Annotated in this window: 7 protein-coding genes; all 7 read right to left on the reverse strand. The window is 51.4% G+C overall.

Annotated elements, in window-relative coordinates; translation table 11 throughout:
- Positions 1–37 precede the first annotated feature (37 nt).
- The gene (locus IEX98_RS10780; RefSeq protein ID WP_188889071.1) at positions 38–2,356 is read right to left on the reverse strand and encodes a helix-turn-helix domain-containing protein; all 2,319 of its coding nucleotides are present in this window, start codon (positions 2,354–2,356) and stop codon (positions 38–40) included.
- Positions 2,357–2,371: 15 nt separating this feature from the next.
- On the reverse strand, positions 2,372–3,370 hold the full coding sequence (locus tag IEX98_RS10785) for a LacI family DNA-binding transcriptional regulator (protein WP_188889072.1): 999 nt from the start codon (positions 3,368–3,370) through the stop codon (positions 2,372–2,374).
- 707 nt (positions 3,371–4,077) lie between these two features.
- Positions 4,078–5,085 (reverse strand): LacI family DNA-binding transcriptional regulator, encoded by a 1,008-nt coding sequence (locus IEX98_RS10790; protein ID WP_188889074.1) that lies wholly within the window; start codon positions 5,083–5,085, stop codon positions 4,078–4,080.
- A gap of 108 nt (positions 5,086–5,193) precedes the next feature.
- Entirely contained in the window at positions 5,194–9,894 is a 4,701-nt protein-coding gene (locus tag IEX98_RS10795) for an S-layer homology domain-containing protein (protein WP_188889076.1), read from the reverse strand.
- Between the two features lie 866 nt (positions 9,895–10,760).
- Complete coding sequence (locus IEX98_RS10800; protein WP_229692089.1) at positions 10,761–11,507, reverse strand: HAD family hydrolase; 747 nt, start codon at positions 11,505–11,507, stop codon at positions 10,761–10,763.
- A gap of 127 nt (positions 11,508–11,634) precedes the next feature.
- Positions 11,635–11,829: a hypothetical protein gene (locus IEX98_RS10805; RefSeq protein WP_229692090.1), complete on the reverse strand. Its 195-nt coding sequence runs from the start codon at positions 11,827–11,829 to the stop codon at positions 11,635–11,637.
- 186 nt (positions 11,830–12,015) lie between these two features.
- Positions 12,016–12,810, reverse strand: coding sequence for an AraC family transcriptional regulator (locus tag IEX98_RS10810; protein ID WP_188889078.1), 795 nt, complete (start codon positions 12,808–12,810; stop codon positions 12,016–12,018).
- Positions 12,811–12,931 lie beyond the last annotated feature (121 nt).

The following is a 12,931-nucleotide window of genomic DNA, read 5'->3' on the forward strand; positions in this document are numbered from 1 at the left end:
TCATAAGTGAAAAAAAAGAAGGCCGGGAACAGCGCCCTCAGCCTTCTTTTCGCAGCTTCCAAAACTCATCCTCGCCGTTATTGCCGGCTTCGCCGCGCTGCTCCTCGTCCTGTTGAAGCCTTCCGGCTTTGCGGAACTCGGCCGGCGTCACGCCGTTATGTTTTTTGAACGCTTTATAGAAATAAGGATTGTTGGCAAAACCAGCCTGCTCGGCGATATCGCCGATGGAATCGTCGGTCGCAATGAGCAGCTCCCGCACCCGGTTCATCCTTACCTCGTGAATGTAGCCCAGAATTGTCTGGAACGTATGCTGCTTGAAAATCCGCCCGATATAAGTAGCCGACATCCCGAGCTCTTCTGCAATCATATCGAGCGACAGATTCGGATCGGCATACCGTTCGTCCACCATTCGTTTAATTCGGCCAGGCATATCGTCCTGCCGCGTCTTTTTCTTCTCCTCCATATGCTTCTCCAGCCGGTCGAACAGCGCCATAAAACGCTCATTCAGCTCTGCCAGCGACTCCATCCGTTCATGCATATAGAGGTTCAGCAGCGGCACATCCGGCTCTCCCGCTTTGGAGGAATGCTGGCCGATCACCCGAATCGCATTTTGCAGCGCATGGGATACATGCGTAATCGCTAGTTGGAACGACATATAGGAATATTCGGCGGTTTCTCCGATAATCTCATGGAACAGCCGCTTAACCTCCGTTATTCGGCCCAGCATCAATTCATCAATGAGCTGCTTTTCTTTGTGAAGCGGATACTCATAAGGCCGTTCCTTCATACGCTCGACCGACTCTGCATCAACAAAACTGCCCGGGCCGTTGAACAGGCGGTTGAAGGAAGCCTCGATTGCTTGCTGACATAGCCGGTGCACCGACTCTACGCCATTGCCCGTCATGCTGGCCGAGATCGTTACCGACAGCTTTAAGTACAGAGACACCGCAGTCTGAATTTCTCCTGCATCCTTACGAACGGATGAGCAATCCCCATCCTCCTCGCGGCTGCACTGGGCCAGTATGGCCACCCGGTCATCACCCAGATCAACGGCAGCGGTTACATAACCGCCCGCATGCAGCAGCTCCTGCCCGATATTCAGAATGCCATAGCGGAGCAGCTTCCGGTCTTGGGCCGAATATTCGGATGTAAAATGACGGTAATCGTCGATCGTGAACAATATCACGCGCAGTGGACCGGATGGATTCAGACCGATACCGTAGCGGTCGAAAATTTTGCGAGCCTGCTCCGCATCGCTGTGACTATCACCGGACAGCAGCCCCCGCAAATAGTCGGTGCGCATCTTTTGAAAGCTGTCGCGCCATTCCTCTTCCAGATTGCCAAGCCTCAGAAGCTTCTTGTTCAAACCATGAAACAGCCTTCGAGAAGCAATATAGGAGAGCGCCAGACCTGCCAGCAGAATCGAGCCCCCTGTCAGTATCGTCTTCAAACGCATACTGTCGATGCTTTCTGTAATCGTAGCGTACGGAATGATACGGATATAACGCCAGCCCAAGTAATCGGGAGCTGTATACGTAACGAGCGACTTCACGCCGTCCACTTGCTCCGAGAAATAGCCTGATTCGTCCCGGTCGTTGACCACGCGGTCGATATACGAGGTGCCCTTCATATCCATCAGCATAGGATGCGTCCAGCTATTCGACACCAGCCGGCCTTCCCTGTCAATGAGAAATGTATTGCTGGCATCATTCGCTAGCGAGCCGTCTATATGCTTATGGAGCTGCGTTTCCTTAATGTTGACGACCACGACATTTTTACGGGTGTTTTGCGTCAGCGTATCATAAAGGAGGAACGTATAGGTATCCCGCTCCTTTTCCGCAATATTGCCGACGAGTCCATCGATCAAGAGCCGGCGCGGGATCGGCATCAGCGTCTCGTAATCATTGAGGTGGCCCACCATATCCTTCATCTCATTGTCGTAAAACTCGCTTTCCGCGAACACCGTCGGCACACTCATGTCCGAGCTGACGAAAAAAGTCCGAGAGATCGCGTTATATACATAGATGGAATCGATAAACGGTGATGATTCGCGATAGTTGGTCATTTGCTTGACGGCCGTATCAATATCAACCGCCCCGATGTCGGGAAAATTGAGCAGATTGGCGATATGCTGATCGCTGTAGATTTGCTTCGCGAAAGTAGCAGCTGTCACAGCCATGACCGACGCTTCCTGCGTCGTCTGCTCTAAGCTGTCCATCGTCTGATCATACGACTGGTCGAGGGCGATACGCTCGAAGCTGAAATAAAGGATGCTGGAAAGAATCGTTATCGTTAAAAAAATGGACACCGTCGTGAACACTAGTATTTTTCCGTAATACCGATTATCCTTGTCCACCTGCTTCCCCTCCTATTAAGATGAACCTTTAATAACCAGACTGGAATCGACTTTCAATTGCCGCTTATCGGCCCATACGTTGTCGTTCATTTGATCAATAAGCTTCTCCGTCAGCAAAGCGCCCATCGTATACAGAGGCTGCTGCACAGAAGTAATCGGCGGCTTGACGTAATTCGTTAATCTGACGTTGTCTACGCCTACAACGGCCATCTGATCCGGAATCGTCAGTTCAAGCTCTGCACAAGCCTTGTAGACGCCCAGCGCCATTTCGTCGTTGGCGGCAAACACAGCTGTGAAATCCTTGTTCCTCGCCCGCAGACGCATAAAAGCCGCATACCCTTCATCCTCGTTGAAGTCTCCGTTCTCGATTAATTCCGGGACGAACGGCAGCCGGGCATCACGCAGCCCTTTCATGTAGCCTTCGAGCCTTCCGAAGCTGTCCGTCGCGTCGGCATATCCGCTAATGAAGGCAATTTTGCGATGCCCCCGTTCCACCAGATGCTCAATGACCTGACGGCCGAACTTCGCGTTGTCGGTGTAAGAGCAAGGCAGCTTGGGATGATCGATGTTCCTGCCGATAAGTCCGATCGAATAGCCTTTATCGGCGACTGCGACAATCTCCTTGTCGGACAGTTTTGGCGTAATAAGAATGAGCCCATCCACCGTATGATTGACAAGCAGCGACAGAAATTCCTTCTCCTTAGCCAGCTGATTCTGAGCGTCACAGATTAATATTTTGTAGCCTAGCGAATTGGCCATGTTCTCGATGCCTTGAATAATTTCCGCATAATAGAACACGCGAATATCGGAGATGACGACAGCGAGTGTCATCGTCTTCCGCGAGCGGAGCTGCTTGCCCATCGCATTGGGCGTATAGTTCAATTGCTGGACGGCGCTCAGCACCTTCTCTCGCGTCTCAGCACCGACGAGGCTGCCCCCGTTCAACACCCGGGACACCGTCGCTACCGACACTTTAGCCAATTGAGCAACATCGGTCATCTTGCTTTCTTTCATTCGCGATCACACTTTCCATAGGTCGATACATCATTATAGAACAGAAGTGAAATCGATTACAATAAATTATAGGATAAAAGTAGCGATTTAGTACCTTTTACAATAAAAACGATTACATGAGGTGAATTTATGGTGCGCTTTGTGCATGGAAGAACGCGTTAATTCCTCCTCTGCTTCGTGCGTCCAAGTATACAAACTAACTTTTGTTTCTGTTGCTGCATGGGCTTGGGCACCATTTCCCAACTCTGTTGCCGGGTGCTCCCTAGGGCATGCAGATCGTTATTCTTGAACTTTCTTTCATATCGCGCAGCTCACAAAGCACAGTGTGGCCGTACATTGATGTTGTCCGACCACATGTATCTCAAAATGTAAAAGTGCATTTTGTTTTGGCCGCTGAGCACCTGAAATACCGTTCAAAATGCAAAAGTGCATTTTGAACGGGCGATAACCGCCCATTTGGAGCAAAATGGGGCCAACAAACTGCACTTTTGCATTTTGAGGCCTACAAACGGCCTTTTTCAGCCGATCAAACTGCACTTTTGCATTTCATTCGCCGGAAGGCGGTCATCTTCTCTCAAGAAACAGCTGAAAAAGGAGCCTGCAGCTCATGGGTCAGTCTAATCCCATGTGCCGCAGGCTCGTTTCTCGATTTGCCCAAGCTGCCCTTTCTACCGCTGCTTTGTCCAGACTTCTATCTCCCAGCTTCCCTACGCTTTCCGGACGGAAGACTCGCGGATAATGACCTCCGAGTCGATCACAAAATGATGCTTATCCTCGAATTCATTATCGGTCAAGCGATCGATTAACTTTTCCGCCATAATGGCGCCCATCGTGTATTTCGGCTGCTCCACCGTGCTAAGCGGCGGAAGCAAATATTTCGTAATCCGGTTATTGTCTACGCCTACGACAGCCAGATCTTCCGGGATGCGAATCCCCTTCTCCCTGCAAGCTTTATAGACGCCGAGAGCCATCTCGTCATTCGCTACATAGACCGCTGTAATCGGCGTTTTTGCGTCCAAAAGGCGAAGCAGCGCGGCATAACCGCCCTCCTCCTCGAAATCCCCGTTGTCGATCAGACCCGGACGAAACGGAATATGATGCTCTTTGAGCGCCTTCATATAGCCTTCCAGCCGCTCATAGGTTTCGACGGAATCAGGATAACCGCCGATATAAGCAATCTGCTCATGCCCTTGTTCAATAAGATGATCCACCACTTGATAGGAAAACTTTACGTTGTCCGTCTTGCAGCTCGGAATCCGCTCATGAGTAACCGTCTTGCCGATAATGCCGATCGTATGCCCTTTGTCCGCATATTCGTACAATATAGCATTGTCTATCAGAGGCGTTACGAGAATCATCGCATCGACTGCCCGATTCGGAAGCAGTGCCAAATACTCCTGTTCCTTCTCGGCCTTGTTGTCGGAATCGCAAATGATGACTTTGTATTTCCGGGCGTATGCCATATTCTCAATGCCTTTAATAATCTCCGCAAAGTAGGAGACGTTGATATCCGGTACAATGACGCCAAGCATCATCGTCCTCTGAGAACGCAGATGTTTGGCGGCCGAATTCGGATGATAATCCATCTCCTTAATAGCGGCAAGCACCTTGGCCTTCGTTCGTTCCTTTACCAGAGAGCTGTCATTTAATACACGCGATACGGTTGCCGGGGAAACGCCGGCCCGTTTGGCGACATCTACAATCTTCATGTCCATGACTTGGATCAACCTTTATCATAAAAGCTATATTTTCCTTTCATTATATGATTAAATCGATTTCATGAAAAGCCCGGAAAGTCGACTGCGACTGCCCGGGCTAGCCTTTTACTTCGATTGAATCGCTTCAATCAATCGGTACAGAACAGCAGCAGCCTCTGCACGAGTAGCAGCTTGGTTCGGATAATAGTAACCGTTCGCTTTACCGGTGATGAGGCCGGCATCAAGCGCCTGCGTCATCGCCGGTAAAGCCCATGCCGCCATATCCGCGCGGTCTTTGAACGACTCAAGCTTCTGCGCGCCTTGGCCGGCTACCGGAGCATGCCCCATATAGGAGAGTGCACGGGCCAGTGAAGCCGCCATTTCTTGTCTCGTTACCTTGGCTTCCGGCTCAAACTTGCCGCCCGGCAAGCCTTGCATGAGACCGGCTGCGGCAGCAGCAGCAATCGGATTCCCATACCAGCGCTCAGCCGATACGTCGCTGAAACCAGCCGGCTGTTCACTTGAGCTTGGCGCAAGACCAAGCGCTCTAGTCAGCATCGCCGCCCATTCGGCGCGAGTGACTTGACGTTCCGGTGCAAACCGGTCCTCGAGCACCCCGTTCAATATGAACCGGGAGGACAAGGATTGAATTTGCTTCTCCGCCCAATGTCCCTTCGTATCAGCGAAGCTTTTACTTACTGATGCTACTGCATAGACACTGTTGTGGTTCGTACGGATTACAGCCTGCAACTGCCCGTCTTTCCCCGTATTGAATGCAGTCAGCACTGGATGCAAACCGCCAGCTTCATCTATCATAACTCCAGTGGCCGATGCCGGCTGACCGATTGTCCCCAGCGGGAGCGTGCGTGTCGGGAAGTAGGAACCAAAGCTCTTTACTTCCTTCCAAGTGTTTCCTGCACCGATCCATACGGTAAAAGCAACCGGCTGGCCGAGCAATTGCCCGCCTTGCTTCTGAATCGCTGCTTCCTTCGCGAGCTTCTCTTCACCATCCAGACTGCGGATGGCAATCCGCAACTGCGCTTCAGCACCGCTATTGCTCAACTCAGAGTCTACCGCCAGCAGAGGCAGCTCGTAGGAGCCGTATTCCCCCGCAACGATGATTCTAAGCTTATCATTCTTCTCAGCCAGTGCATGCAATGCAGAAGCAGGCAATGTTACTTGAACGTTGCGCTGGCCTTTTGCTGCTTCCCTGACATTAATCTCTATGACCTGCACACCGTCTCCTTGCACGGCCTTCTCAAGCAGCGAAGCATCGATACGGAATACAGCCGCTTGCTGATTGTCCGCCCCTGTTTCCTGCTTAGGCTGCAAGCCGGAAATCACCGACGTGCTTCCTTCTCTTGTCACGGTTGGACCAGTCACGACGGTTCCGCCACCGCCTGAGCCGCCTGAACCGGAACCATCAGAACCACCCGGCTCCGTAGGTGGCGTTCCGTTTGACGGGTAGCTGTAAATTTCAAAATCATCGATAGCCGCCCAGTTGCCCGCTTTCGCATCGGAGAATACGCTAATCTCCATCTTGCCTTCGGTTACCGCAATTTGATCAATTGCGAATAAGGTCCAGGTGCCGCCGCTCGCGCTGCGCAAATCTCTCGTCCGCAAGTCGCCGCCGTAGTTTTTCACTTCCAGCTGGAACGTGTTCTGACCGCCTCCGGTCCGTACCCATACCTGTACCTTATAATTGCCGTTAGGCACTTCAAGCGTCCGGTACGTAGATTGTTTATACGCCGATCCGCCCCAGTGCGTCAATTTATATTGACCACGCGGGGAATCGCTGTCAACGAAAGCAGCCAAAGCTTGATCTTCCGGATGCCATTCCTGCCATGGCTCAAGCGTTCCCGCTTCAAAATCCAAATTCGGGAACGGCACAAGCACGCCTGCCGCCGTCGGGGTTGCCGACACCGCTTCACTTCTTGCCGATTCATTCCCGGCTTGGTCAACGGCCGTTACGGAAAACTCATAGCGCTGCCCAGCTTTAAGACCAGCAACGGTATAGCGGGATTCTGTCGCGGGATCTACCGAAGCCCGTTTTACGCCATTGACGTAAACATTGTATTTCAGGAAGTCGCTGTCCGTATTCGCTTCCCAGACCAGCATGACCCGTTCCACGCCGGGCTCTGCGGTCAAGCCAATTGGCGCCGCCGGAGCTATCGTATCCGCGCCTTGCTCTGTCGTTGCGGTCGCCGAAGCGGAGGCAGCAGACTCGCCTGTGGCATTATAAGCCGTTATCCGGTAGGAATAAGAAGTGCTGCCTCGCAGGCCTTGGTCCGTATAAGTACCTGTCGCGCTCGAAACGACGCTGACGAGACGATAGTCCGCATAAACCGAATCGGATACCGAATCAGAATCCATGCCGGAGCGGAAAATTTTATATCCAGCAGCACCTTCAACAGCACTCCAGTCCAGCTTAATATTGTGACCGCCTTGCAGCGTTGCGGCTACGTTCTGCGGCGTCTCCGGCGCTCCATCGCCTTGTGCTGAGGCAGGTGCCTTAGTCGTAATGCGCACCAGCTCTACATCATCGAATGCCGCCCATTCATTAGCTGCGTTATTGGAATGAATGCCGATCTCCAATTGCCCGTTCGTCACAGGGATAGCCGGAATGATGATCTGCGTCCAGTCCCCTACATAACCCGTTGTTCCGGCCGATACACTGAGGTCGGGTCCGCCGTAGTTTTTAGCTTCCAGACTGACGTTTGTGCTGCCGCCTTTCTGATACCATACAGAAGCCTTATACATGCCGTTCGGCACTTTCACCGTGCGGTAGGTCGTTTGCTGATAAGCCTCATTGGCATAATGCGTCAGCTTGTAGTTGCCGGTACGCGGTTTTTCACCGTCAGCCTTTTGCGCCGATGGCTGCCCTTCCGGACTCCAGCTGTTCCATCCCGCCAGTCCGGCTTCCTCAAAGCCTCCGCCGATGCTCAAGTAATTGTTGCCGTCCTGTGCAAAGTCAGAAGAGAACTGGAACCAGTTCAAACGCACATTGCCGGTAAATACGGCGTACAGCTTATGCGTTCCTGCGATGCCGTCTACTTGCACCGTTTTTGTCTTCCACGCTTGAAGACCTCCTGTATCGGAAAGGTCAACTCCGCCTGCATAAGCGCCTGCCGGGCTATCGAGCCTGAATTCGATTCGTCCGTCACCTTCAGCTGCTGCCCTTACGCGCAAACTTGCCGTACCATTAACAAACTCAACTTGGTCGAAAACGATATAGCCGCCATCACCTGTCGGAGCCGTATATTGTCCGCCGCCATCATCCGCAGCAATGCCCGTGACAATCTGACTCGATTGGTTAAACTCTTCGGCTTCCGTTCTGGAATACGGACTTATCGCTCCAATACCGGATTGCTCGCCATTCCAGACGAAGGTTGCTACCGCGCCTGCGGGAAGCGTATAGGTAAAGCTCTGCGTTCCCCATCTTGCCTTGAAGGTTTTGGACTGCTTGGCTGAGTTGAGCACCAGCAGCACTTTGGAGCCGTCCGGGTTGCGATACGCCACATCCTCGATGCTTCCGGCGCCATACGTATTCGATTTGATCCGAACTGCACCTGGCAGTACGAACTTGCTAGCCTGTCCATATGCGTAATACTCTTCATTGTATTTCACGGAGCCTGTTCCCTCGTCAATCGTGACGATACCGCGGCAATCCGCGCAGCCGCCTACTCTTGGGCCGTGCTCATTATTGAGCGCGATATTCCATTTCAGAGACGTTTTAGCCCAGTTTCGGGTAGCTCCAATAATTAAATTCTGCACATCCCACGCCACGTTGGAGCCGAAGTCCGGCGCAAATTCACCGCCCGAGCTTTCCGTGAAATAGATGTCTTTATCGGGATGAAGATCATGTACCTGCGCCTGATTCTCCACCTTGCCCGCGTACCCGTGGAACGCAGATCCGGCAATGTACTTTTTCGCTTCCGGGTCGTTTAAGATCTCGATCGGGTAATCCGGTTCATCCCAGTTGTGGTCCCAGACCAAAATTTTGGTCGTGATGCCCGCCGCTTCAAATGCAGGGCCAAGATGCTTCACGAGCTCCGCCTGATCCTCAGGCTCCATTCGCATGCCAGGATAGTTGGCAGCCTCATGATGCGGCTCATTCTGAAGCGTAATCGCATCAATCGGAATGCCCTCAGCCTCATAAGCTTGAATGAACTTCACAAAGTAATCCGCATACACACCGTAATATTCTAGCTTCAGCTTGCCCATGATCAAGGAGCCGTTGTCCTTCATCCAAGCAGGTGCGCTCCATGGCGAAGCCATAATTTTGAGCTGCGGGTTGATCGCCAACGCTTCCTTCAGAACCGGAATAATGTATGCGCTGTCATGTTCAATTGAAAAACGCTCCAAATTCAAATCCGTTTCTCCTGCCGGAATATCATTGTACGTATAAATGCTTCTGGCAAAATCGCTGGCTCCCATCGGCAGCCGGACATAGCTCATGCCAATGCCCTCATCGGTCCGGCCGAAGAGCTTGTTCATCAGGACGCTTCTGGCTTCATCCTCCATCCCATGAATGAGCCATGCCGAGGAATCGGTCAAGGAGCCCCCGAAACCGTCTATGCTTTGATAGGTAGTTTGCTCATCGACATTTACCGTAATTGCTTCCACTTCGCGGCCGCTGTCGGCTCCGAAAGCAACGTCTGGCTGTTGCGTCAACAAATTGGATTTATCACCTGTCGTCATCCATACACCAACAGGAGTTTCCCCTGCCGCTGAAACTCTCGGAGCGGCTGCGCCGCCAAAACCGGTAAACAACAAACCCAGTACCAACGTGTTGACTGTGAATTTTTGCAGTTTTCCTGCTTTCATGACTGTTTGTACCCCTCTCCATAAATCGATTCTAACCGCTAGTTTTGCGAGCTTCATTTCCGTGCCTCGCACCTCCGCTCAGGCAGGCCTATCTCCGATGTCTTCTCTTGAAGGATTGTCTGAGTGGATAATATCACCTTTTGAAATCGATTTCAATAATTATTTGAAAACGCTTTATTATTTATGGGGTTAATAAAGTGAGTGATACAAAGGTAATATAGCGTTATTCCTTTCTAAATTAGAATATATTTATTTTTGAAATCGATTTCTAAAAGTGATGCAGCCATCCAACTGTAATTGACTTTGCAGCCGGAACCTCATGCTACCGAGCTTTGGCGCAAAGACTGTTGTTATTCATCGTTATACTACGCCACACAAGCGCTGCTGGCTGCGGCATGTGCGAGAACCGTACTAAGCTAAAAGCCTTGAAGTTTACAGCGAAGCGAATTTCGCTAACTGCGCAACAAAATTCGCTATAAGATCTGCTTGAGCTGTTTAAAGTGGACGTGGCTATCTCAGCGAAGCAGCTTCGCTAAATTACGAAGTAAAGTTCGCTGCGCGACTGTTCAGGATAGATGCAGTGAACTACAGCGAAGCTAGCTTCGCTAGTGGTGAACCTAGGTTCTCGGATAACGAAAATTAGTTCGCTATAGAGTAAAAATGGAACATTCCCCGTCAAACAGCGAACTTAGCTTCGTTAAATAACGAAGCAGCTTCGTTCGCTTTATAGCAGCAGAAAGAACCCTAATCCACTCGCATTAGAGCTCGTTTTGCTGCTGTAAAACGTTAGCGTACTAGCCGTACAGTACTTGAACGTATCACAGCGAAGACTGTCGAGTCATTATACTGACTTGGCACCTTAAACACTACAAAAGCAGCTCCGCAATCTCCGCATAGCTCTTCACCGTATAATGCGGCTGATGCTCCGACTCCGGCGCCGTTCCGCGGTGATTGAACCATACGACCGTCCAGCCTGCCTCCACCGCCCCAACCACATCGTTGCGCCAAGAATCGCCGACATAGTAGCTGTTCGCGGGCAATGTGCCCGTCACTTCGTTGACATGGGCGAAAATCCGTCCGTCCGGCTTGTCCCATCCGACCACACCCGAGACAAACTGATAGGCAGGCGGGATCAGCCCGTCCAGCTCCATCGCCCGGATTTTATTCATCTGATGCTCTCCTGTGCCGTTCGTAATAAGCCCTACCACATGACCTGCACGGACCAGCTCCGCTATAAGCTCGCGTGCGCCTGCGAACATCTCAATCTCATACTGGCAGCCGATGTAGGCTGCTTGCATAGCTGCCGCCTGCTCCATGCTCAGCTCAATATCAAACTCCGCAAGCGCCAGCTGGAACCGGCTCCGCCGCATCTCTTCCATCGGGCTGCCCGTCCCCATTGCGCCCGCTCCGCCAAGCTCCAAAGACAACAAATCACTGTAATAGCGCATCCGATGATAAGCCGCTTCGTAAGGGAAAGCTTCATTCACTCCCGCCACTGCCTCGACCGCCTTGCGGAATGGCGTTAAATGATCGTATAGCGTGTCATCCACGTCGAAAAAATAACCAAGCTGCCTCTCATCCATCCGGTCCAACACTCCTGTCTCTCTATTCATCTTCCATTCTACCATCCCGTCCCAAACAAAATAACCCTGGCTGCACTCACGCGCTTGAATACGCGTGAATGCAACCAGGGCTTAGCACAATAGGTTGCAAGAAATGAATTGAGTTGAATGAAACGGGCTACGTTTCGTCCTGTTTTCTAGCCTCTTGAAGTGCGCTCTCGTTATGGTGAAGCTTCTTCAGCATCGATTGATAGACATTGCTCTCGTATAGACTGAGTCCTTGCCTGTTGTCCTTCAGAATCATCTGGTCGATGTTGCGCTTCAAGATCTCGCTTCTGCGTCCCAACACGTCTTTGTAAGTCATGTAAGTCATGTCCATTCACCATCCTTTTTCATTCCCTATCTATTATATCGGAGATGAAAAAACATGGAAAACCGCATAACGGCGCGAGATTTTTGATAATTCGCACGATAACAGGAGTATAGCGCCTGAGGAGGAAAGATTCGGAAAGATACACCCGGATGCTCCCCGATACGCCGAGATATTCCCAAATCTCCGCTACATTCCCCGGTAACTCTCAGGCGTTACACCCGAAAACTTCATAAATACCCGGTAAAATTGGCTTGGACTTGAAAATCCGACGTTATAGCTAATATCCGTCACCGTATGCTCGCTCATCCGCAGCTGCCTTTTCGCCTCTTCGACCCGCAGCTGCAGCACATATTGATAAGGAGTTACGCCTACTGCCAGCTTGAAGGAGCGGATAAAATGATACCGGCTTTGCAGCGCGATAGCAGCAAGCTGGTCAATATCAAGCTGCTCCGTATAATGTGCGCGGATATAGTCCAGCACCTGCAGCGCGTTCCGGTCAGATAGCCGTTCTGCTAGCGCAGCCGGTTCCTCGCGGCGATGGCCGCCAGCCGTCAGCATGCTCTGAAGATCCTCTAGAGCAAGCGACTGTGTCTCCTGCACGGCAAGCGGGTCCATATGCTCCAGCGCCAGTATATTCGACGCCCAGCGGTGGAAATAACCCAGCATATCTGCGGGATCGAACGGTCTCAGCTTCGCCGGGGTGCTCTCGAATGCACGTCCAATCCGGTCATCCTTCGCGATGACGATGATGATACTGGAATCGCTCCCCATATGAAAGGAATGACGGTCTGCGGGACTAAGAATAAGCCCTTCTCCCGTGCCCAGCGCCATATCCCGGTTCTCGTAATTGAAATCGCAGCTCCCTTTGACCGGCACCGTAATCTGATACCTGTTGTCATGGGAATGCGGCGAATTGTAAAATTCATTCTCTATTTTATGCAGCTCTAATTCCGGCAAAATAATTTGCATCTGCATTTGCATGGCACTCACCCTGGCGTAATTATAGCAAATATTGCGCGAATAGAAAGCAATTTTCGCGTCGATAACCCTTCCAATATCGGCTAAGATAAGTTTTAAATCTACAAGATAGGAAGTTGATATG

The organism is Paenibacillus radicis (ex Gao et al. 2016) (assembly GCF_014641555.1).
GTDB classification, from domain to species: domain Bacteria; phylum Bacillota; class Bacilli; order Paenibacillales; family Paenibacillaceae; genus Pristimantibacillus; species Pristimantibacillus radicis.

Bases quoted from the DNA above. Each gene is read 5' to 3' on its own strand.
- IEX98_RS10785 (WP_188889072.1), bottom strand. From the start codon at position 3,370: ATGAAAGAAAGCAAGATGACCGATGTTGCTCAATTGGCTAAAGTGTCG.
- IEX98_RS10795 (WP_188889076.1), bottom strand. From the start codon at position 9,894: ATGAAAGCAGGAAAACTGCAAAAATTCACAGTCAACACGTTGGTACTG.
- IEX98_RS10790 (WP_188889074.1), bottom strand. From the start codon at position 5,085: ATGGACATGAAGATTGTAGATGTCGCCAAACGGGCCGGCGTTTCCCCG.
- IEX98_RS10810 (WP_188889078.1), bottom strand. From the start codon at position 12,810: ATGCAAATGCAGATGCAAATTATTTTGCCGGAATTAGAGCTGCATAAA.
- IEX98_RS10800 (WP_229692089.1), bottom strand. From the start codon at position 11,507: ATGAATAGAGAGACAGGAGTGTTGGACCGGATGGATGAGAGGCAGCTT.
- IEX98_RS10805 (WP_229692090.1), bottom strand. From the start codon at position 11,829: ATGACTTACATGACTTACAAAGACGTGTTGGGACGCAGAAGCGAGATC.